The sequence below is a fragment of the Peribacillus simplex NBRC 15720 = DSM 1321 genome (assembly GCF_002243645.1).
Taxonomy (GTDB): domain Bacteria; phylum Bacillota; class Bacilli; order Bacillales; family DSM-1321; genus Peribacillus; species Peribacillus simplex.
The window spans coordinates 2386693-2407783 of sequence record NZ_CP017704.1; the positions used below are offsets into that span (position 1 = coordinate 2386693).

Sequence of the window (21091 nt, forward strand, 5' to 3'; positions counted from 1 at the left end):
AGGTTTTTGTAGATGTTTACTTTTTTCATTTTTCAGTAATGAACTTTTCTACCATTTCTTCTAAAATCGCCGATTCATTTGCTAAGTCTTCATTTTGGTCCTTCAATCCAGTCATAATGATATTTTGTTGAATTGCAGCTGCCGAGATTTGCTCCGTTGTTGCGACTCCTTCTTCTGAAATCGCCGCAATTTCCTGAATGGATGCCAGGCTTTCATCCGAAGAATCATTGATTTTTTTCGAATGGGCGGCTAATTGTTCTGTGCCTTTCAGCAATTTCTCTACGGATTCAAATATCTTATTGAAAATCTCGCCATTGTTTTCCACTAAGGAAACACCATTTAATATATCCTGAAAACTCTCATCATTATTTTGGATGACTTTGGCTGTTTGTTCATTAATCCGCATAATGGATTCTGAAATGATATCGATGGATTCATCTGTTTGCACAGCCAATTTTTGCACTTCTTGAGCAACTACGGCAAAGCCTCTGCCGGCATCTCCCGCCCGTGCCGCTTCAATGGAAGCATTCAGGGATAGCAAGTTCGTTTGAGAAGCAATCACCCTTATTAAACCAATCACTTCATTTATCTTCACTACATCCTCTTCCAGGCTCACCAAATTGGCTTTATTGGCTTGGCCGTTTTCCATGATTTTATCCATCTGGCTCGTTACATCTTGCACTTGCTTACTTCCTTGTTCAGCAAGTGTATTCGTATGCATGGTAAATTCATTCATTTCATTCGTTTGCTCGTTCATTAAACGGATTGTATCCGATAAGTTACTGATCATATTGGAAATTCGGTCAATATGATGGGCACGTTCTTCTGAAGCTTTTGCATCTTCCGTTGTCCCCGTCACTATCTGGCCATAGGATTCCACCATCTCTTCAAAGGATTGCTGAATGGACACTGTCGTTTGATTCATCGTTTGAGCGTGTTCACGGACATTTTGGATAATATGGGCCAAACTTAATCTCATATCTTCGAATCCATTTGAAAGATCGCCAATCTCATCCTGTCTACCAACGGGAATCGATTTACTTAAGTCCCCTTTTGCCATTTCATTCGTGTAACCAACAAGTTCATTGACGGGGCCCGAGATCTTTTTCCCGATGACAACGGCGCACAGTACCCCTAATATAATGGCACTAGCAAGAAATAAGATATTATAGAATATCATTCTGCTTTTCAATTCACCAATGAATTTTGCATCCATATCGATTCCGACAATCGCATCCGTTCCTTCGATTGGCGTAAAGTATGACTTGTGTGTACCCCACTTATCTTTATATATTTCACTTAATACATCTTCTTTTCCATTTATCGATTTTGCCTGTTCCAGGGTGAAAGGGGATTCCACCATGTAGTCCTCGCTGCCGTTCAAGGCTACAATCATGTCGGCATCGTTCTCCCGCTTCAAAACATAAACATATTCGATTCCCTTTTTATCTTTAACAAAGGCATCTAACTTCCGCTTAATCTCTTCTCCCCGTACCGAAGCTTTGTTTATCAAAGTGGGATTGAGGCTTGCTGCTAAACTGTGGGCATTTTCAGAAAGGCGATCATCGAACTGCGGAAGGACATTCTCATTGATCACTTTATTAGTAATATAGGAAAAGCAAAGGCCCATGGCCCCTGCGAAAAGTACGAAAGGAATAATATAAAACAAGAATAGTTTTGCCAATAGAGATTTTTTAGGATTCAGCTTTGAAAATCTCATTTCCATGCCCCCTTAGTTGAAAACCAGGTGTTTTATAGTCAAATATGGTATTAAATCCAATTGAAGCAATTGGAGATTTTTATTCAAATTCTCACTTCTATAAAAGATGATTGCCATGCTCCGGTCATTTTGGAAAGGAAGCTGCCTATATTCCAAAACATGTTCGAATTCATGACGAAGTCCAGCATGATCAATACGTGCAACATCTTCCAGATTTATTTCCAGTGGAACCTCTGCAAAGAAAAAGCTATATATATGATCGTCCATCTCTTCCAATATCCGATTCCAATCGGGTTTCGTTCCTGAAAAATAGTGTTCATACATATTCATTCCATAGGCATGGTAACCCAGATCCGTTGTACCCGCTCCAGCAAAACGCAGGGGATTGATTTCAATGGGTATCACCCGGTTTCCTTTTTTGCGAATTTCAAAGTGTACAGGGTAATTCCTAAGTGGAAGGACCGTTAGAATATTCTTCATGAACTTTAGTGCATCATGATAGATTTCGTTAATGGCCAATTTCGAAGTATAATAAATTCGATCGGAAGTATCGTAATCATCCTTGAATAATCGTTTGAAGACATTCAAAATGACAGGTTCACCATCTTGATTGTAATAGCCATCAATGGCATACTCTTCACCCTGAATCCACTCTTCTATTAAAACGGTCTGGGAACCGACCACTTCTGAATCATATAATCCATCCGAATGAAGTAAATCCGCTTTAAGCTGGTTCACGGCTATATCCCAATCCTGCTCATTCTTGGCTTTGTGCACCCCTACACTCGAATAGCCAATATTGGGTTTGATAACTGCCGGAAACGGTATTTGATTTTTATCCAGGTCACTTATTATGGATAAATCAATATCTTGGAAATAGAAATCGGGATATAAAGATTTCATCAAATTTCGCACCTGACTCTTATCCTTCAATAACTTTGACCAAATGTATTCATTGCTATTCGGTTGGAAATGACCTAATAATGTTATGCCATTTTCAGAGTTTGTAAGAATTCTTTTGTCCATTTCCATGGACTTGAAAAATTCGGTATCTTTTTGAATGTTTAGCTTTTCTGATGTTAATGTGACTCCCCATTGCCCTTGTTCCAGCACTGGAATTTGCTGTTCCTCCAACACCTTTAGAAGAATTGGCGACACAATGGACTCATTCAAAATAATCATTTTTTCCACCTAACTTATACTGTTTTTGTATCTCCATATTTAATCGGTCAAAAGCTGTAAGTATTTAGCTTATATAGGTATTTATTATTAAAAATGCATTAAAAATAAATATATAAATATATCTTTTTACCTATTCGACCTAAGCTGAAAATTATTTGAGGACAAGGGAAAAGCCCGGATCTAGCCCCGGGCTCTCCTTTTTCCTATGCTCATGTTGAAGGAACTCCTTTCATTCTTGTACATCTACAAGATTTGATGCCGAACTTGAATAGGGCATACCCTAGCATTCCGCCAAACGTATTTAATAGAAGATCATCCACATCAAAGATGCCGATATTAAAGACAGCCTGAGAGACTTCAAAACAAAGACTTACTATAATGGAAATACAGCATACCCTCTTTAGATTTATATATCCCTTTCCAATAACGAGGGGTAGAAATATACCAAAAGGAATGAATAATGCGATGTTTCCTAGCAAATTGAATATATTGTGATATGTCCTATTTTGGACAGCACTCACTATTTCATTAAGCGGTATGAAGTTACCGAACAATAATAATCTATCCTTCATATTTGCTGGGTTTTTTAGATTACTTTGAAGCTGTTCCAGAAGAAAAGTTATATCAATATGGCCAAACTTAAATAAAATGACTTTGGTTAGCAAAAATATATAACTAGCAAACAAAGCTGGAATAATGATATCCTGTATTATTATTTTCTTCATTTCTCTTGCCCATCACGTGCATGCACAGAAGAAAAAGCAGTCACGATGACTCCACCCATATTATCTCCAGATACTTCATACGCGTTGGCCTGTACCTTAACCGTCTTTTTTGAGGATACAGGATAATAAGAGACTTCATATTCCACACCCGCTATGGTTCCCCCAATTTTCTTTTTCTCTTTTATATAAGTAAGGTATTCTTCCAAAGTAAAATTCTTTTTCTGCATGATTCTACTATGGGGAAGACCAACATAGCGGAAATGCCATGGCTCATATTCAATTCCTGTAATAGCCTTTTTATTTTCCGGATAACGTAAAATAAAACCGTATTTCGAGGCATTCTTTTGCAGCCACCTTCCTTCCGGGGCTTCATTCATACCTGATAAGGTGGAGCCTATATCAAGTGATAACCCTAAGTTGTGCTCACTATAGCCAGCTGGTAAAGCAAATGCAGACCCCTTTTCTTGATAGATCTGACTTTGCTCCTCTTCATTCCGATACCCGCTGCTAATCATGAAATGACGGACATTATCTTTTTCAGCCGCACGAACCATTTTCAAGAATTTCTCTGCCACACCCTGTGACAAGCGAATCCTTTCGTCCAACAGACCATATCCCTCTATTAGTTCTTTGTGTTGAAATAGATTAACCACATCAGATTTGATCCCTCCCCGATGTACAGGATGTTCCTTATTGACCAATAACAAATTCCCTTGGTAAACCTGATCCATAGCTATTTCTAACGTTACACTCTCCTTCGGAACCCTTAGACCATGTCTTTCATCAATAATTTGAAAATCACTGTCAGATTTATATTCGTTTACTTCACGTGCAAACAGCAAAAATAAAACAAACAAAAAAACCCACTTCTTCATGAACAGTCCTCCTTACCTTCTTTCTATAGGTTAGGAAAAATAGTTTAAAAAAATAGTGGGGAAATTATAAAATTTTTCTTAAATCACTGCGGTAATCGCACTTCAAATAGAGTCTGTACAGAATCGCTTTTAACGGATATCGTTCCATTATGCTGTTCGACAATATTTTTTGCGATGAATAAACCGAGACCCGTGCTTCCATCTTTATGGGACCGCGCCTTATCATTTGTGTAGAACATATCAAAAACATAAGGTAGTTCTTCCTCAGGTATACAAGTTCCATAGTTGATAACTTGCACCACAACCTCCCCTTTATCAGTGAAACCAAGGATATCCACGAACTGTCCATCGTTTCCATAACGTACGGCATTGGTCAATAAGTTTTCGAATACACGTGCCAATAGGTCGCCATCACCTGAAATATCTAAATGCGATGGAAGAGTCAATCTTGCACTCAAGTGGTTTTTTTCGAAGAGTGGATATAGTTCTTCACTTAATTGAATGAGCAATTCACTTAAGTTGAGGGATTTTTTCTCTAATGGAAGCATGCCATAGTTCATTCTGGTTATTTCAAAAAGTTCATCAATAAGTTTCTCTAAACGTTGGGATTTCGTATAAACAATCTTCGTAAAATGCCTGATTCGTTCTGCAGGTAAATCTTCTTCTCGAAGGATAAAGTCCAAATATCCCAAAACGGAAGTTAGAGGTGTACGTAAATCATGGGCCAAGTTCAGAACCAATTGATCCTTACTGCTTTCTGCAAAATCGCCTCTTTCTACGGCTTCTTGTAATTTCTCACTTGCCCGGTTAATATCTTCCGCTATATCCTGGAACTCATCTTTTGATAAGATGTCGACTCTGCTTTTAAAGTCACCATTTGCGAGATCATTGATTCCATTGGAAATCTTATTAAAGTATGTCGCATAAGGTTTTGTAAGGAAAAAGAAGAATAGTATCGAAAGTGGGATAAAAATGATTAAAAAGAAGTTTAGATCTCCATATATATTCATGATCAAACGCAAACGGAACAATGGATCTTCGACCTTTACATTCGTATGATAATAAAGTTGAAGGCCTTTATATATCAGGAAGGTAATGGTTCCGGCTATCAACATACTCAATGCAAGCAATACAATCATTTTAGCCCGGAAGCTTCGTAACATGTCAGCCATTGAATTTATATCCCACTCCCCAAACTGTCGTGATGAACTTGTTTTTATTTTTATCCTCGCCAAGCTTTTTCCTTAGCGTACGAATATGAACCATGACAGTATTATTGCCCATTTCATAATACGCTTCGCCCCATACATTCTGAAAAATACTTTCCGCACTAAATACTTTTTGGGAATGACCGGCTAAGAGAACTAAAATATCGAATTCCTTCGGAGTTAGTTCGATGGCTTCATCATATAGTATCACTTTGCGCTGATCCGGATAAATGGTCAAACCGCCGACTTCCAATATAGATTCGTTTGAGGCTTGATTCAACTGCATTGCCCGTCGCAATTGCGCATTCACGCGTGCGACCAATTCCATTGGGTTGAAAGGCTTGGTCATATAATCGTCCGCCCCCATCACCAATCCGGAGATTTTATCCAGATCGGAACTTTTTGCACTAAGAAAAATGATAGGCATTTGATATTTCTCTCTAATTTGACGGGTAACTTCATAGCCATTCAACTCCGGCATCATGATATCCAAGATGGCCAAGTCTATCTTCTGATCGCTAATAACACGAATGGCCTCTTTCCCATCCGATACCTTGATATAGTTATATCCCTCTTTCTCCAAATGCATAGCGACCAAGTCAGCAATTTCCACCTCATCATCAGCTATCAATATGGTAATCCGCTTCATCTGTATCTTACTCCCTTTTACATATTCCCATTACTATAATTGTACTCCATTCCATTCCGATTTTCCAAATTGCTACCGGTGACCCACCATAACTGATATGCCTTGCCATTAACCATGAATTTCATATACCTTTACCTTCATAGTCCCCTGAATATTTCAGGCCAATTTTTTTATTGTATCTTAATAAGAAAAAGCCACACACTATTGATCAGCTTTAACATTTCATATTTTTAAAACTTTTTCATTAAGAAACAGTGACGGTAGTATTGAAGAAAAATAGAAAGAAAAGGTTCACCAGTATTTTCGTGGAATAACTAAGACTAAATATAAAAATACTTAGGAGTTCATATTCAATTCATAACTTCTTTATATACTTGCCCTGTAATAAAGATCAAGAAAGGATGTATTTACATATGTCAAAAGATAAAAAACAAAAAGGATGGCGCCAGTTCATTCGGTTAGTTCAACAAACGAAGCCTTCTAAACTAATGATAGGGATTGCATTATCATTAAGCCTAGGTACAACAGGTGTAGGTTTATTAGTCCCTTTATTCACAAAAAATCTAATTAATGATTTTTCAATCAGTTCATTAAGCACCGAAAGGATCACACTTCTCGTTCTTGCCATTATTGTTCAAGCATTGGCCAGTGGATTTTCCATCTATTTATTAAATCGGATCGGTCAGTCTGTAGTAGCGGGTATCCGCGATCAATTATGGAAAAAATTACTCGTATTACCCGTGAGTTATTTTGATGAACATCCATCGGGCGAAACAGTCAGCCGAATGACAAATGATACAACTGTAGTGAAGGGATTAATCTCTGAACACCTCTCTAATTTCGTTACAGGAATCATTTCCATCGTAGGTTCCATGATCGTGTTATTCGTACTGGATTGGAAAATGACATTATTGATGTTCACTGCAATTCCACTCTCTGTTTTGATATTAATGCCATTAGGGAAAAAAATGCATAAAATTTCAAAAGGGATGCAGGACGAGACAGCAAGCTTCACCGCAGTCCTTCAGCAGGTGCTAACGGAAATACGCCTTGTTAAAGCTTCGAATGCAGAAGCTTTGGAATATCAAAATGGAAAAAAAGGAATCCATAAATTATTTCAATTCGGATTAAAAGAGGCAAAAATCCAAGCGTTGATTGCGCCGCTAATGAGTTTTGTGATGATGGCATTACTCGTGCTGATTTTAGGTTATGGTGGAATGCGCGTTTCTTCAGGAGCCCTGACAGCTGGAGCTCTAGTTGCATTCATCATGTATCTTTTCCAAATAATCATGCCAATGGCTCAATTAGCCAGTTTCTTTACACAATTCCAAAAAGCAACGGGTGCAACAGAGCGCATCATTTCCATTCTGGATTCAGTGGAGGAAGAAGATGCGATGCAGCCAGTTCAAAATATAAGTCAATCAATCAGCGTGGAGAACCTGAACTATAGTTATAATAATGGAGAACAGGTACTTAAAGATATAAGCTTTTACGTTGAAGCCGGAAAGGTTACTGCAATTGTCGGCCCAAGCGGCAGCGGAAAAACGACCCTTTTTTCGTTATTCGAGCGTTTCTACAAACCACAGCAAGGGTCCATATCCATAGGCGGGAAAAACATAAATGATTTCACACTGCTTTCATGGAGAAGCCAGATTGGATATGTTTCACAAGAAAGCCCGATTGTATCAGGTACAATTCGAGATAATATTTGTTATGGCATCGAACGGGATATAACGGATGAGGAATTAAATCAAGTGGCTAAAATGGCGTATGCAGATCAGTTCATTTCTGAGCTTCCGAACGGATATGATACAGAGGTTGGTGAAAGGGGCATGAAATTATCAGGCGGTCAAAGACAAAGAATCGCGATCGCTCGTGCATTTTTAAGAAACCCCAAAATATTAATGCTTGATGAAGCTACCTCCAGCCTAGACAGCAAATCAGAAAAAGTGGTTCAACAGGCATTGAATGATTTAATGAAAGGCCGAACAACAATAGTTATCGCCCACCGCCTATCGACCGTTATCGGTTCAGATCAAATCATCTTCCTTGAAAAAGGGAAAATAACAGGCAGCGGTACACATAAAGAGCTGTATAATACGCATTCATTATATCGCGAATTTGCTGAACAGCAGTTACACAAACTTGAACTGGCCTAATTCACCGAAAGGAAAGAAGAAGGATGACAAAAATATTGATTGTCGATGATGATGCACATATTCGCGAACTTATAAACTTGTTGTTAAGAAAAGAAGGCTTTGATCTATATGAAGCCTCAGATGGACTGCAAGCATTGAAACTAATGGAGAAAGTGAAAATCGATTTGGCAGTCATCGACATTATGATGCCTAACATGGATGGATGGCAATTATGCAAGGAGTTACGGGAATTTAGTGATATCCCCATTTTAATGCTGACTGCAAAAGGGGAAACAACACAGAAAGTAAAAGGTTTCGGGCTTGGGGCAGATGATTATCTTGTAAAGCCATTTGAACCGATCGAATTGGTTCTGAGAATAAAGGCATTACTAAAACGGTATAAAATCACTATTTCACAAACATTAAATATCGGCGAATTAAAGATGAATCGCAACACACATGAAATTTCATTCAAAGAACTGGAATATACGATTCCCTTAAAAGAATTCGAATTGTTGTTTAAATTAGCAAGCTATCCTGGAAAAACTTTTTCCAGGGAAGATCTTATCGAAGACATTTGGGGCTATGATTATGAAGGTGATGAACGAACTGTCGATGTTCATATTAAAAGAGTGCGAGAACGGTTTCCAGAATCGGAATTCCCCTTCCGGATTAAAACGATTTGGGGATTGGGCTACCGTTTGGAGATAACGAGATGAGAAGCAATCGATTTTTTAAACAAATGTTCGGCACGCTGTTTTTTGTTACGTTTATTTCAATTTGCTTTTCCGCCGGTTATTATATCATTGAACTATTGCCCTTAAGGTTAACCGATTATGTTCGGTTTCTGGCCACTATCATGACAAGCATCGCAATCATGATATCCATCGGTTATCTTATCCGCGCTATCCATCACAATAAACGGGTAAATATTTACCTCGAGATCATAGATGCCTTAAGGAAAATAGCAAATGGCGATTATAATGTACAATTGGATTTTAAAATGGAAAAGAAAAACGAAATGACGGATATCATTAACCACTTCAATCACATGGCCAAGCAATTGAAGCAAATGGAAGAAATGCGGCAGGAATTCATCTCTAACGTCTCACACGAAATACAGTCGCCCCTTACCTCCATTGTAGGATTTGCCCAAGCTCTTCGATTTAATAAGCTGACAACCAAAGAACGAAATCATTATCTTCATATAATAGAGACAGAGAGCAGGAGATTATCTAAATTAAGTGATAACCTTCTAAAACTTACATCCCTTGAATCCGAGCATCATCCTTTTGAAAGGACAGATTTCCGGCTGGATCAGCAAATACGAACCATTATTTTGGCTTGTGAACCCGCTTGGTTGGAAAAAGAACTCGAATTGGATATATCCTTAGAAAAAGTTCCAATAGTTGCAGACCAGGATTTAATGAGCCAAGTATGGACAAATTTAATACACAATAGTATCAAATTCACCCGCCATCGCGGAAAGATCACGATTCGATTACAACAGATAGATGACCTGGCATCCATAACGATATCCGACAATGGAATCGGCATTTCCGAAACCGACCAGTTCCATATATTTGAGCGATTCTATAAAGCCGACCTGGCAAGGGAACGCTCAAAAAGCGGCAGCGGTCTAGGCCTATCCATCGTGAAAAGAATTATAGAGATGCATGAAGGGACCATTTCCGTGAAAAGCGAACTCGAAAAGGGAACGACTTTCACCATTCTGCTTCCTATTTCGTGAAGGACTTTGTGATTTTGAAGTTTATTTTAAATCCATAGTAATAAAAAACAGCTGCAATGGCAGCTGTTTTTAAAATCTATTTGATGGTTTAGTATAAAGTTTGATTAAAATTAATTTCACCCTTAATAATCCAATTTTTTATTTCCGCCAAAAAGTTGAACAGTTTGCCTTATCAAAAATATTAAACTCGATCATTTTCTCAAGTAATGAGTAATCGACCGGACTGTCCCACTTGATACGTACCAACTGCTTGGTGTGATCATAGCCAGCCTGCACGATTTCATCAGAAAAATGATCAATCCCTGCCTTTTCAGGGGCAACAGCCAAATGATGTTTGGCTACGCTAAAGCCAATAATATATGTGTCATGATCGGTAAACATAGGCTGATTCCACGCAATTTTCGGCATTAAATTTGGAAATTTCTTAGTTACCCAAGCCAAAACTTCTTCCGTTCGGTCCCTATGTTGCGGGTTATCAATATTCGCTAAAAATTCTGCAAAAACTTCCATGTCATTCTCTCCTAAAATTTAAAATTATTTTTGAAGATGTTATTTTTCATGCCCATACGAATTAAATCGCCATCTACCACAATCGTTTGTAAGTCAGCGCCTTATCCAAATCTTTAACTTTGCTCTTAAAGCTGCCGCGATTACCTACCGATTGATTTGATAGATTGCATTAAACGACTTTATTACACTGCACACCGATGCCTATTCCTCGGCCTTCTTTAATCCACTTGTCAACTTGAGAGGTTCTCGTTCTTTTAGACATAAAAAAACACCCCTTTGGCTAATCATAGCCAAAGGGGTAAAGCTTCGCAACTTTTTTATAAACAGTTAAACTTTATTTCAATTCTACATAACATACATTGCATTCATTCCAAACTTACTCAACCGTTACACTTTTCGCAAGATTACGTGGTTTATCCACGTCACATTCGCGGTGCAAGGCAGCATAGTAAGCAATGAGCTGCAGCGGGATAACAGAGATAAGGGGTGTTAATAGTTCATTCACTTCCGGGATGACGAAACGGTCATCCTCTTCTTCAAGCCCCTTCATGGCAATGATGCAAGGGTTGGCGCCTCGGGCAACCACTTCCTTTACATTACCACGGATGCTTAGGTTGACGCCTGCTTGCGTAGCAAGGGCTACGACAGGTGTACCTTCTTCAATCAAGGCGATCGTTCCATGTTTAAGCTCTCCGCCAGCAAAGCCTTCCGCCTGGATGTATGAGATTTCCTTCAGCTTAAGGGCCCCTTCAAGAACAACATAGTAGTCAAGGGAACGGCCAATGAAGAAGCAGTTTCTCGTAACGGACAAATATTCACGGGCAATGTCTTCCATCTCTTCTTTCGAATCACAAAGGGCTTCCATAGCTGTCGCAACGATTCCAAGCTCTTTTACAAGGTCGAAATCATACTCCATGTTACGGAATTGGCCAGTTACATTCGCTAAGATGGATAAGACTGCCACTTGAGCTGTGTAGGCCTTTGTTGATGCAACGGCAATTTCAGGGCCAGCATGCAGCAAGAGCGTATAATCCGCTTCACGTGACAATGTAGAGCCAGGTACGTTCGTGATGGTCAGGGCTTTATGGCCAAGCGCTTTGATGGACACTAACACGGCACGGCTATCTGCAGTTTCACCACTTTGTGAAATGAAGATGAATAACGGTTTTTTCGATAATAACGGCATATTGTAAGTGAATTCCGATGCCACATGGACCTCAACCGGAATTTCCGTCATTTTTTCGATGAATTGCTTACCAATCAATCCTGCATGATAGCTGGTTCCGCAAGCAATGATATAAATACGGTCAGCCTCACTTACAGCTTCAGTAATACTATAATCGATTGCAAGTTTACCTTCTTCATTTTGGTATGCTTGAATGATTTTACGTATGACAGCTGGCTGCTCGTCGACTTCCTTGAGCATATAGTGAGGATACGTACCTTTTTCAATATCACTTGCATCCAGTTCAGCAGTATATGGAGTACGCATAACTTCTTCGTTGGAAAGGTTCTTGATCGTTACCTTTTCACTTGTCACGATAACCATTTCCTTATCCATCAGTTCAAGGAATTGATCTGTGACTTGCAACATGGCCATTGCATCCGAAGCGACAACGTTAAAGTCTTTTCCGACGCCGATTAGCAGCGGGCTTTTATTTTTTGCGACTAAGATGGTTTCATCATTTTCAGCATCCAATAGGGCGATGGCATATGAACCTTCTAAAAGAGTGAGTGTTTGACGGAACGCCTCTTCCACTTCCATACCTTCGTTCACGAACTTCTCTATGAGTTGAACGATGACTTCCGTATCCGTTTCACTTTTAAAGGCAACATCCTTCAAATATTCACGTTTTAGAATCGCATAGTTTTCAATGACCCCATTATGAACTAAAGTCAATCGACCTGAATTACTTTGGTGGGGATGGGCATTTTCACGGCTTGGCACACCATGGGTGGCCCAGCGCGTATGTCCTATTCCGGTATGTGCCATGGTATCTTCATCCACGGCTCCACGTAAGTCTGCGATTCTTCCCTTTTCCTTAAAGATTGTCACGCCTGCTTCATTTCTCACAGCAATCCCTGAAGAGTCATAACCGCGGTATTCAAGTTTTTCAAGACCTTTTAATAAAATTTCCTTTGCATCGTTAAGTCCAATATATCCAACAATTCCACACATAATTTCTGTTCCTCCAACCGATTCGAGGGAACAGGAATGCACGGGGGCATCCCTGCCCCCTCATCTCTGATATATATTTTTATAAAGGAAATGCCCTAAAGCACTTTTTCCCATTGTGCATTTCCAATCCTTTGTGCAGTAAGTTGCCCTACTGTTTTAAGATTAGAATTACTGCGGCTGTGCACTTCAGCCGGGAGGTATCCGCCGATCATTCGATAAACCTCCTCCTCGTCAACTAAGCCATTTCTCGTCCAGACTTAGTTCAGGCGCTTTTGTGAATCCGTTTCTCCTTGCCTTGCCTACCCTCCTTTTCAACACAACCATTTTCAGAAAATGAGTTGTAAATCAGGATAATCATACCTTAAACAAGGGACATAGGTCAATTCTTTATTACCTTTACCTACAAAAAAGAACTTCTTTATAAAAATATGCATAAAAGGAATTTTCGTTCCCTTTATGCATAGGATTGGTTATTCGTTCATACCCATTTCCGCTCTTACAACTGCGACGATGCGTTCTACATAATTAGTGCATTCCTCAGCTGTCGGTGCTTCAGCCATAACACGGACTAACGGTTCAGTACCGGATGGTCTCACCAAAATACGACCGTTTCCGTTCATTTCCCCTTCGACTGCCTTGATGACTTCCTGTACCTTTTCATTATCGGTTACAGCGTGTTTATCGGTAACTCTGACATTGATCAGCGTTTGAGGATATTTCTTCATCTCGCCAGCGAGCTCCGATAAGGTTTTTTGGGTGTCACTCATGATGTTCACAAGCTGTAAGCCCGTCAATAAGCCATCACCTGTCGTGTTATAGTCCAGGAAGATGATATGTCCTGATTGTTCGCCGCCAAGGTTATAGCCGCCTTTTCTCATCTCCTCGACCACATAGCGATCCCCCACTGCCGTCTGGGCGCTTTGTATACCATGCTCTTCAAGACCTTTATAAAAACCAAGGTTGCTCATGATCGTAGAAACCACTGTTCCCTGTTTCAGACGATTATTTTCTTTCAAGTATTTCGCACAGATATACATGATTTGGTCGCCGTCCACTATATTTCCTTTTTCATCTATCGCAATGACGCGGTCTCCGTCACCATCGAAAGCAAGTCCAACATCCGCACCTTTTTCTTTTAAGAATTCAGCAAGTGCTTCAGGGTGGGTTGAACCTACCTTATCATTAATGTTCAAGCCATTTGGCGATGCCCCCATTGTAGAGATGTCTGCATCAAGATCTGCAAACAAATGCATGGCCAAGGCAGATGTCGCCCCATGAGCACAATCAAGAGCAACATGAATGCCTGTAAAATCTTCATCCACTGATTGTTTCAAGTACTGGAGATACTTTTGCCCTCCTTCGAAATAATCGTTCAAATGACCTAAATCTCCGCCAACCGGACGTGGAAGTTCATCCTTTTCCATATCTAATAGTGTTTCAATTTCAGCTTCTTGATCATCGGATAACTTAAACCCATCCGGTCCAAAGAATTTAATGCCATTATCCGCTACCGGATTATGCGAAGCGGAAATCATGACACCTGCTTCAGCACTTAAGGCCTTTGTTAAATAGGCAACTCCCGGTGTCGAAATGACACCCAGGCGCATCACTTCAGCCCCAATGGATAAAAGACCGGCAACAAGCGCACCTTCCAGCATTTCACCTGAAATACGAGTATCGCGCCCTATCAGCACTTTGGGTTTTTCTGTATTTCTAGTAAGAACGTAGCCACCAAAACGGCCTAGTTTAAATGCCAACTCCGGTGTTAATTCGCTATTCGCTATACCCCTGACTCCGTCTGTTCCAAAATATTTACCCATCTTTATCGCTCCTTCTTCGAATCCTTACTGAATTTAATGATGATGTTAAAGGAAGGTCATGTCTCTTCGTCTTTTTGTGTGATGGTGACCGAAACCGTTTTAGAATCCAGTTCCCATTCCACTCCCTCAGGCACTGTTACCGCCACATCCACATCATGCGTACCTTCATCTAAATTACTCACATCTACTGTAAGGTTAATGTCGTCTTTAGTTATTTTCTTCAAATCATCCGCCTCACCAAGCAAAGTGATACTTGTTACATCGGATTCCAATTCGGCATTTTGGTCATCCTGTATGCCCACAGGCACTATTTGTATATTGTTGAAAGTTTTAGACTCAATGGCAGCCGGTTCATCTTCTTCTGCTTCTTCTTCGACTACTTGTTCTTCTTGTTTTTGTTCAGTTTCCGGTTCTTCCTCTTCTACGACTGGCTCTGAATTCTCTTCATCTTCATCTACATCAACTTTCTCTGTGCGAATCTTGACCTTTGCCTTACCCAAGGACATTTTTTGTACACTTTCCGGTTTATTAAGATCGAGTTCCAGTTCTGTATCACCATCAATTTTCGAGATATTTACAGGAAGATTTATTCCATCTATTTTCTCCAGGCTCGTTTCCGAACCAAATAAGGTGACCTCATTTGGATCTACACTTATACTCGTGATCCTGATGCCATCCTTTGCCTTACCAGTTTGCTTCGGTGCTATCGACACCGTCTTGGAAGGTATGCTCACTTCTAAGGAAACTGCAACAGAAGATGGCTCGATCGTCACATCCAGCTTATTCAAGTCCCTGTCCAGGGCTTTAACGGTTGCCTTGCTGTTCACCGTTTCGTTAAGTCCCTTACTTATTTCAAGGTTTGCCTTTACATAGGAAATTTGTTCAATCGCATCTTTAGCACCCGTTATTTTGACAGTTTTCGGGTTGACTGTTGGCTGACCAGCGGTATATCCCTCTTCAAGTAAAGAGCTATTATACTCGGCTTCAACGGAGAATTCCTTCGTCACCCGTTCCTGAACGTTGACTTCCGCATATTCCGGATCGATCGTCGCCACTAACTTTTCATTCAACTCACTTATTTTAAATGTGACGGTTCTGTCCCCCATTGAGATTGCAGGATCAGAAAGGTCTACATACACTTTAAAGTCCCTTTGATTTTTCGCATTTATCAATAGGCTTTTTGCTCCCTTTAGAGTAACATCAACCGTCTCCGGTACTCCGCTCACCACTAGATTCTCACGGTCATAGTACACTTCAACCGGTACATTTTCAATGGTCTCCGTACTGATTTCAGGGGCTGTCGATAAACCAAGGGATTTTTTATCCGACTCCATCTCAAAGTTAATGGAAATGAACAAAAGTGCTGCCAAGGCAAAAGCTACGATTCTCATAAACCAAGCGCTATTGGTGAATTTATCCATTCTTTTTCCCCCTCCAGTTAAAGATGCTTGAGGAAGTTGATTTGATGTTTTCCACTACCAGTTCACTTGTAAGCATGGCCCTAAATGATTCTTGATTCAAATCCCGGTAAAGTTCCCCGTTTTTAGTGACGGATATCCCTCCCGTTTCTTCTGAAACGACAATCGTAAGACTATCCGTAACTTCACTCATGCCTATGGCTGCCCTATGCCGTGTGCCTAGCTCCTTTGATATGAATGGACTCTCTGATAATGGCAAGTAGCAAGCTGCAGCCGCCACCTGGTTATTTTGTAAAATAACTGCGCCATCATGGAGCGGCGTATTAGGGATGAAGATATTAATGAGCAGTTCTGAAGAAATATAGGATTTTAGGGGTATCCCCGTTTCAACATAATCCCCCAGCTCCGTACCCTTCTCTATCGTAATCAAGGCCCCAATCCGCCTTTTTGCCATATAAGTGGACGCCTTTAGGATTTCTTCGACTAAACGCTCTTGCTGATTCTCTTCTGGAACGGTGCCCCTTGCAAAGAGCTTCCCGCGTCCTAATTGTTCAAGTGCCCTTCTCAGTTCAGGTTGAAAAATGACGAGAATCGCCAATACTCCCCAATTCATGACTTGTGCCATTAACCATCCGAGTGTATTGAAACCAAACAGGTTGCTTAAGCTTTTTACAATGACAATTACAAAAATTCCTTTTAGCAGCTGAATAGCCTTCGTGCCTCGAATAATAGTTAACAATTTATATATCACAAACCATACAAGGAGAATATCAATGAAATTTACTACATAGTCCCAAACAGTCAAATTGGTTAAAGACATGTTGTTTCCTCCAGTCAGTATTACTCCAAATACCAATTACAATCTTTATACGATAACCTTAATAGTATACCATTTTTTAAATGATACATCTAAAAACTAGTGTGAGAAATTTACATAGGAAAAACGTATCATGAAAAATGGTTCCCTTCCCTAAAAAAAATAAAGCTGAGCGAAGTCACCGTAAATGAAAAACGATGCCCCCTCCCAGCTTCCATTCCTTATTCCTTTTTCTCCTCTTTAGCAGGAACCAACGAGGTTGCAGTGTCCTTTACTTTATACCACATCCACTCAAAGGCTTGGTCAATAACATGGATGCTCCCAGTCACATTCCCTGCCTTAGACATATATTTATGCCCATTTATGACTGTCACATCTCCCTCTACTTCACCATCTATTTGAATGTTACCATTTTGAACTACCACATTTCCCTTGATTGTCTCACCCTCAGGAACAATCACCGTTTCACCTTCGACCACTAAGTTAGGCTGCTTTGATACTGAAAAATGTTCGTCCTGATTATAAGTGGAAAAAACAGATCCTGTCATCAATATGATGAACATCGCTGCCGCTGTCATGAAGGGATGGCTTTTGAACCAACGTTTGGCACCTGTTGTTTTCGTTTCCTTTGGCAATTGAGCCATAACCTTTGCTGTAAAGTCATCCGGGGCCTTTATATGGGAAGTACTTTGTACAAGAGCGACCGCCTTTTTCATTTCATGAAAGTAATCCCGGCATTCAGCACAGTTATGCAAGTGCTCCCGTAAAACTTCTTTATGCTCCGGTTTGATGTCCTCATCTAAATAATCATGCATATATTCAATGATTTCCTCATGGCAGTTCATTTTTCTCACCTTCTTTTTATAAATGGCGTAGTTGTTTACGCAAGGCTTCCCGACCGCGATGTATCCTCGTCTTAACCGTACCGACCGGCAAATCGAGTATCTCACTGATTTCCTTTAAAGATAACTCTTCAATATACTTCAATACGATTACCGATCGGTATTTCTCGGGCAATTTCATTATTTCCACTTGAATGGTTTCCTGTAGTTCTAAAGATTCAACCTCTTCCTCAGGTTTCGCCATATCCGATGCAATTTGGGAATACATATTCAATCCCTCTGTTCCTGCCACCTCTGCATCTAAATAGTAATCCGGTTTTTTCTTCCGAAGCCGGTCAATACAAAGATTGGTCGCAATCCGATATAACCATGTAGAAAATTTCATTTGTATATTAAAACTTCGAATATTCACGTAGGCCCTTACAAAGGCCTCTTGTGCCAAATCTTCTGCTTCTTGCCTGTTTCCGAGCATCCTAAAACATATTTGGAATACTTTGTCCTTGTAAATTTCGACAATTTCCCCAAATGCATTATGGTCTCCCTTTAATACTTGATTAATTCTCTCTTTAATGAGTGCATCCATTTTCCGGTATTACCCCCGCTCATGCGGCTATACGATTACTACGAATCGTAAGCTAAAAGGTTTCAAAAATTTAATACATTAATTTTAACAAAGTTTTACATTTTATGTTTAAGAAAAAAAAAACAGGGCTATATAGTAAGAAATTGTAAAATTCAAGGGAGTGATTCTCTATATGACTGCAGAACAAATTTTAGACCATATTGAACAATACAGACAAAAAATGATGTTTTTGGCTTCCCGTTCTTCGATGGTGGATAATGAAGTTGTTGAAGTTAGCAGCAAACTGGATTCTTTAATCATCCAATACATCCATTTAACTAAAAATGGAGATCTTACAGACAGTCGTGCTCTTAAGTGAATATGGAAATACGATTGCAACCATCTATCTATAGATATGTTCCTTTTACATACACCCTGGAAAATAAACCTACGTCTTATAGCATATAAAAAACAGTAACCCATTACAAGCCGGTTACTGTTTCTTTTATTTATTAGTTATAATAACTTTTCTCCAAATAGCGAACCCATTAGGGCCACGGCAACGATCGCCGTTTTATTTCGCTCATCTAAAATGGGATTCACTTCAACGAATTCAGCGGATGTAATCAAGTTGGATTCCGCAAGCATTTCCATGGCCAAATGACTTTCCCGATAACTTATACCACCAATCACCGGTGTCCCCACTCCGGGTGCATCTGCTGGATCAACTCCATCCAAATCCAATGAAAGGTGGACTCCATCCGTTCTTTCCCTTAAATAATCAATACATTCTTCCATGACCCGCGTCATTCCCAAACGGTCGATCTCATGCATCGTGAATACTTTAATCCCTTTCTCACGGATAAGTTCTTTTTCTCCTTCGTCCAATGACCTTGCTCCAATTATTACGATGTTTTCCGGTTTCACTTTTGGAGCAAAACCATGGATATTGATTAGGTCCGGATGTCCAACCCCAATACTGACAGCTAGGGGCATTCCGTGTATATTCCCTGATGGTGAAGTATCTTCCGTATTTAAATCCCCATGTGCGTCGTACCAAATCACACCTAAACTTTCATAGTGCTTTGCGACTCCTGCCAGTGTACCTATAGCTATTGAATGGTCACCTCCCAATACAAGCGGAAAGGAACCTCCTTCTATTATTTCATCAACTCTTGTAGCTAACTGGGTGTTCCCTTCTGCAACAAGCTGTAAGTTTTTTAGATTTGTCCCAGGCTCATCTGCATTTTCAGGACGCCCTACAATTATATCTCCTAAATCCTCTACTTCTATATTCAACTTTTCAAGACGCTCGACAATCTCTGCGCAGCGAATGGCACTAGGTCCCATATCCACCCCTCGCCTTGCTTGACCGAGGTCCATAGGCAATCCGATGACGGAAATTTTCTGAATAGACATACAATTCCCCCTTTCCACCATTTTATATCGTATATGCCGAGTGGTTCAACTCGACATTTTCATGTATAAAGATGCACGTTTGCTTATCACATATGTTTTTTTTGAAAAAAAAATTTTATGGGGATTAGTTTACCCAACTATTTCTTAAACAAAAAAAGTCTTAAACCAGTTTTGGTTTAAGACGTAAGTTTTGGTGTATGTAGTTGATGGTGGAGCCTAGCGGGATCGAACCGCTGACCTCCTGCGTGCAAGGCAGGCGCTCTCCCAGCTGAGCTAAGGCCCCTAAGGGATTTAAAATATATTAAGCGGAAGACGGGATTCGAACCCGCGACCCCAACCTTGGCAAGGTTGTATTCTACCACTGAACTACTTCCGCAAATGGCTGGGCTAGAAGGGATCGAACCTTCGCATGACGGAATCAAAATCCGTTGCCTTACCGCTTGGCTATAGCCCAATATATGAAATGAAAAGATTAATGGTCAACAAAATAAAAAGGTGGTAATCATATATTTCCCCAATACAGAGAATATATAACTGATCCACAGGATTTTATTAAAATGGTGGAGGGGGGCAGATTCGAACTGCCGAACCCGAAGGAGCGGATTTACAGTCCGCCGCGTTTAGCCACTTCGCTACCCCTCCGCAATATATGGTTGTAAATGGTGCCGGCAAGAGGACTTGAACCCCCAACCTACTGATTACAAGTCAGTTGCTCTACCAGTTGAGCTACACCGGCAAGTAAAGAATAAAATGGTGGAGGATGACGGGATCGAACCGCCGACCCTCTGCTTGTAAGGCAGATGCTCTCCCAGCTGAGCTAATCCTCCATTTAAATGAATTAAGAAATGGTGACCCGTACGGGATTCGAACCCGTGTTACCGCCGTGAAAGGGCGGTGTCTTAACCGCTTGACCAACGGGCCGAACTGTTTTGTGTTCATAGATAGATTGGGAAGCTCCCAAGCGGATTCGAACCGCTGACCTCTTCCTTACCATGGAAGTGCTCTACCTACTGAGCTATGGAAGCATATGGCTCCGCAGGTAGGACTCGAACCTACGACCGTTCGGTTAACAGCCGAATGCTCTACCACTGAGCTACTGCGGAATAATATAATGTTTCCTAAAACCCATTTAAAGATTTAAATGAATAGCCTGGCAACGTCCTACTCTCACAGGGGGAAACCCCCAACTACCATCGGCGCTGAAGAACTTAACTTCCGTGTTCGGAATGGGAACGGGTGTGACCTCTTCGCCATCATTGCCAGACTATATTCATTTT

The 21091-nt window shown here is 40.3% G+C and carries 18 protein-coding genes, 9 tRNA genes and 1 rRNA gene; 4 read left to right on the forward strand and 24 right to left on the reverse strand.

What is annotated here, in order from left to right:
- Window positions 1-25: 25 nt before the first annotated feature.
- From BS1321_RS11255 to BS1321_RS11280, 6 genes are all read right to left on the reverse strand, one after another.
- Window positions 26-1720, reverse strand: coding sequence for a methyl-accepting chemotaxis protein (locus BS1321_RS11255; RefSeq protein WP_063236198.1), 1695 nt, complete (start codon window positions 1718-1720; stop codon window positions 26-28).
- A 12-nt stretch (window positions 1721-1732) separates the two neighbouring features.
- Window positions 1733-2902 (reverse strand): ATP-grasp domain-containing protein, encoded by a 1170-nt coding sequence (locus tag BS1321_RS11260; RefSeq protein WP_069981790.1) that lies wholly within the window; start codon window positions 2900-2902, stop codon window positions 1733-1735.
- A 209-nt stretch (window positions 2903-3111) separates the two neighbouring features.
- The gene (locus tag BS1321_RS11265; protein ID WP_063236199.1) at window positions 3112-3627 is read right to left on the reverse strand and encodes a VanZ family protein; all 516 of its coding nucleotides are present in this window, start codon (window positions 3625-3627) and stop codon (window positions 3112-3114) included.
- A complete protein-coding gene (locus tag BS1321_RS11270; protein ID WP_063236200.1) occupies window positions 3624-4502 on the reverse strand; it encodes a M15 family metallopeptidase in 879 nt (292 codons plus the stop codon). The genes BS1321_RS11265 and BS1321_RS11270 overlap by 4 nt, the downstream gene beginning before the upstream one ends.
- 83 nt (window positions 4503-4585) lie before the next feature.
- Window positions 4586-5674, reverse strand: coding sequence for a HAMP domain-containing sensor histidine kinase (locus tag BS1321_RS11275; protein ID WP_063236201.1), 1089 nt, complete (start codon window positions 5672-5674; stop codon window positions 4586-4588).
- Window positions 5667-6359, reverse strand: coding sequence for a response regulator transcription factor (locus tag BS1321_RS11280; protein WP_063236202.1), 693 nt, complete (start codon window positions 6357-6359; stop codon window positions 5667-5669). Before BS1321_RS11280 ends, BS1321_RS11275 begins: the two co-directional genes overlap by 8 nt.
- Window positions 6360-6772: 413 nt before the next feature.
- Here BS1321_RS11280 and BS1321_RS11285 point away from each other — a divergent pair, with 413 nt between their 5' ends.
- The 3 genes from BS1321_RS11285 to BS1321_RS11295 are packed head-to-tail and all read left to right on the forward strand — an operon-like array spanning window position 6773 to window position 10247.
- Window positions 6773-8518 (forward strand): ABC transporter ATP-binding protein, encoded by a 1746-nt coding sequence (locus BS1321_RS11285; protein WP_063236203.1) that lies wholly within the window; start codon window positions 6773-6775, stop codon window positions 8516-8518.
- 23 nt (window positions 8519-8541) lie between these two features.
- Window positions 8542-9216, forward strand: coding sequence for a response regulator transcription factor (locus BS1321_RS11290; RefSeq protein ID WP_063236204.1), 675 nt, complete (start codon window positions 8542-8544; stop codon window positions 9214-9216).
- Window positions 9213-10247: a sensor histidine kinase gene (locus BS1321_RS11295; protein WP_063236205.1), complete on the forward strand. Its 1035-nt coding sequence runs from the start codon at window positions 9213-9215 to the stop codon at window positions 10245-10247. The genes BS1321_RS11290 and BS1321_RS11295 overlap by 4 nt, the downstream gene beginning before the upstream one ends.
- Before the next feature lie 138 nt (window positions 10248-10385).
- Here the strand turns inward: BS1321_RS11295 and BS1321_RS11300 are convergent, their stop codons facing one another.
- The 7 genes from BS1321_RS11300 to sigW all read right to left on the reverse strand — a co-directional run bounded on the left by BS1321_RS11300 (window position 10386) and on the right by sigW (window position 18416).
- Window positions 10386-10757 (reverse strand): iron chaperone, encoded by a 372-nt coding sequence (locus tag BS1321_RS11300; protein ID WP_063236206.1) that lies wholly within the window; start codon window positions 10755-10757, stop codon window positions 10386-10388.
- 376 nt (window positions 10758-11133) lie between these two features.
- Window positions 11134-12936, reverse strand: a complete 1803-nt coding sequence (gene glmS, locus BS1321_RS11305; RefSeq protein WP_063236207.1) for a glutamine--fructose-6-phosphate transaminase (isomerizing) — start codon at window positions 12934-12936, stop codon at window positions 11134-11136.
- A 470-nt stretch (window positions 12937-13406) separates the two neighbouring features.
- Window positions 13407-14756, reverse strand: coding sequence for a phosphoglucosamine mutase (glmM, locus tag BS1321_RS11310; RefSeq protein WP_063236208.1), 1350 nt, complete (start codon window positions 14754-14756; stop codon window positions 13407-13409).
- 56 nt (window positions 14757-14812) lie between these two features.
- Entirely contained in the window at window positions 14813-16177 is a 1365-nt protein-coding gene (locus BS1321_RS11315; protein ID WP_063236209.1) for a CdaR family protein, read from the reverse strand.
- Window positions 16170-16994 (reverse strand): diadenylate cyclase CdaA, encoded by an 825-nt coding sequence (gene cdaA, locus BS1321_RS11320; RefSeq protein WP_034304935.1) that lies wholly within the window; start codon window positions 16992-16994, stop codon window positions 16170-16172. The genes BS1321_RS11315 and cdaA overlap by 8 nt, the downstream gene beginning before the upstream one ends.
- Window positions 16995-17212: 218 nt before the next feature.
- The gene (locus BS1321_RS11325) at window positions 17213-17836 is read right to left on the reverse strand and encodes an anti-sigma factor family protein (protein ID WP_063236210.1); all 624 of its coding nucleotides are present in this window, start codon (window positions 17834-17836) and stop codon (window positions 17213-17215) included.
- A 16-nt stretch (window positions 17837-17852) separates the two neighbouring features.
- Window positions 17853-18416: an RNA polymerase sigma factor SigW gene (sigW, locus tag BS1321_RS11330; RefSeq protein ID WP_063236211.1), complete on the reverse strand. Its 564-nt coding sequence runs from the start codon at window positions 18414-18416 to the stop codon at window positions 17853-17855.
- 172 nt (window positions 18417-18588) lie between these two features.
- Between sigW and BS1321_RS11335 the strand changes: the two genes are divergently transcribed.
- Window positions 18589-18774 (forward strand): aspartyl-phosphate phosphatase Spo0E family protein, encoded by a 186-nt coding sequence (locus tag BS1321_RS11335; RefSeq protein WP_063236212.1) that lies wholly within the window; start codon window positions 18589-18591, stop codon window positions 18772-18774.
- 137 nt (window positions 18775-18911) lie between these two features.
- Here BS1321_RS11335 and rocF read toward each other — a convergent pair whose 3' ends face one another.
- The 11 genes from rocF to rrf form a co-directional block, all read right to left on the reverse strand.
- Complete coding sequence (rocF, locus tag BS1321_RS11340) at window positions 18912-19814, reverse strand: arginase (protein ID WP_063236213.1); 903 nt, start codon at window positions 19812-19814, stop codon at window positions 18912-18914.
- 207 nt (window positions 19815-20021) lie between these two features.
- Window positions 20022-20097 (reverse strand) — tRNA-Ala (locus BS1321_RS11345).
- A gap of 21 nt (window positions 20098-20118) precedes the next feature.
- Window positions 20119-20190 (reverse strand) — tRNA-Gly (locus tag BS1321_RS11350).
- A 3-nt stretch (window positions 20191-20193) separates the two neighbouring features.
- Window positions 20194-20268 (reverse strand) — tRNA-Gln (locus BS1321_RS11355).
- Window positions 20269-20372: 104 nt separating this feature from the next.
- A tRNA-Tyr gene (locus tag BS1321_RS11360) sits at window positions 20373-20456 on the reverse strand.
- Window positions 20457-20474: 18 nt separating this feature from the next.
- Window positions 20475-20550, reverse strand: a tRNA-Thr gene (locus BS1321_RS11365).
- A gap of 15 nt (window positions 20551-20565) precedes the next feature.
- Window positions 20566-20641 (reverse strand) — tRNA-Val (locus BS1321_RS11370).
- A gap of 19 nt (window positions 20642-20660) precedes the next feature.
- Window positions 20661-20735: transfer RNA gene (locus tag BS1321_RS11375), tRNA-Glu, on the reverse strand.
- 31 nt (window positions 20736-20766) lie between these two features.
- Window positions 20767-20839: transfer RNA gene (locus tag BS1321_RS11380), tRNA-Thr, on the reverse strand.
- A gap of 3 nt (window positions 20840-20842) precedes the next feature.
- A tRNA-Asn gene (locus tag BS1321_RS11385) sits at window positions 20843-20917 on the reverse strand.
- 45 nt (window positions 20918-20962) lie between these two features.
- Window positions 20963-21078 (reverse strand): 5S ribosomal RNA (gene rrf, locus BS1321_RS11390).
- Window positions 21079-21091 lie beyond the last annotated feature (13 nt).

What these genes read in the sequence shown, in the direction of transcription:
- rocF (WP_063236213.1), bottom strand. Translation starts at nt 19,814, where the DNA reads ATGTCTATTCAGAAAATTTCCGTCATCGGATTGCCTATGGACCTCGGT.
- BS1321_RS11280 (WP_063236202.1), bottom strand. Translation starts at nt 6,359, where the DNA reads ATGAAGCGGATTACCATATTGATAGCTGATGATGAGGTGGAAATTGCT.
- BS1321_RS11300 (WP_063236206.1), bottom strand. Translation starts at nt 10,757, where the DNA reads ATGGAAGTTTTTGCAGAATTTTTAGCGAATATTGATAACCCGCAACAT.
- sigW (WP_063236211.1), bottom strand. Translation starts at nt 18,416, where the DNA reads ATGGATGCACTCATTAAAGAGAGAATTAATCAAGTATTAAAGGGAGAC.
- BS1321_RS11270 (WP_063236200.1), bottom strand. Translation starts at nt 4,502, where the DNA reads ATGAAGAAGTGGGTTTTTTTGTTTGTTTTATTTTTGCTGTTTGCACGT.
- glmS (WP_063236207.1), bottom strand. Translation starts at nt 12,936, where the DNA reads ATGTGTGGAATTGTTGGATATATTGGACTTAACGATGCAAAGGAAATT.
- cdaA (WP_034304935.1), bottom strand. Translation starts at nt 16,994, where the DNA reads ATGTCTTTAACCAATTTGACTGTTTGGGACTATGTAGTAAATTTCATT.
- BS1321_RS11290 (WP_063236204.1), top strand. Translation starts at nt 8,542, where the DNA reads ATGACAAAAATATTGATTGTCGATGATGATGCACATATTCGCGAACTT.
- BS1321_RS11275 (WP_063236201.1), bottom strand. Translation starts at nt 5,674, where the DNA reads ATGGCTGACATGTTACGAAGCTTCCGGGCTAAAATGATTGTATTGCTT.
- BS1321_RS11265 (WP_063236199.1), bottom strand. Translation starts at nt 3,627, where the DNA reads ATGAAGAAAATAATAATACAGGATATCATTATTCCAGCTTTGTTTGCT.
- BS1321_RS11285 (WP_063236203.1), top strand. Translation starts at nt 6,773, where the DNA reads ATGTCAAAAGATAAAAAACAAAAAGGATGGCGCCAGTTCATTCGGTTA.
- BS1321_RS11260 (WP_069981790.1), bottom strand. Translation starts at nt 2,902, where the DNA reads ATGATTATTTTGAATGAGTCCATTGTGTCGCCAATTCTTCTAAAGGTG.
- BS1321_RS11315 (WP_063236209.1), bottom strand. Translation starts at nt 16,177, where the DNA reads ATGGATAAATTCACCAATAGCGCTTGGTTTATGAGAATCGTAGCTTTT.
- BS1321_RS11335 (WP_063236212.1), top strand. Translation starts at nt 18,589, where the DNA reads ATGACTGCAGAACAAATTTTAGACCATATTGAACAATACAGACAAAAA.
- glmM (WP_063236208.1), bottom strand. Translation starts at nt 14,756, where the DNA reads ATGGGTAAATATTTTGGAACAGACGGAGTCAGGGGTATAGCGAATAGC.
- BS1321_RS11325 (WP_063236210.1), bottom strand. Translation starts at nt 17,836, where the DNA reads ATGAACTGCCATGAGGAAATCATTGAATATATGCATGATTATTTAGAT.
- BS1321_RS11255 (WP_063236198.1), bottom strand. Translation starts at nt 1,720, where the DNA reads ATGAGATTTTCAAAGCTGAATCCTAAAAAATCTCTATTGGCAAAACTA.
- BS1321_RS11295 (WP_063236205.1), top strand. Translation starts at nt 9,213, where the DNA reads ATGAGAAGCAATCGATTTTTTAAACAAATGTTCGGCACGCTGTTTTTT.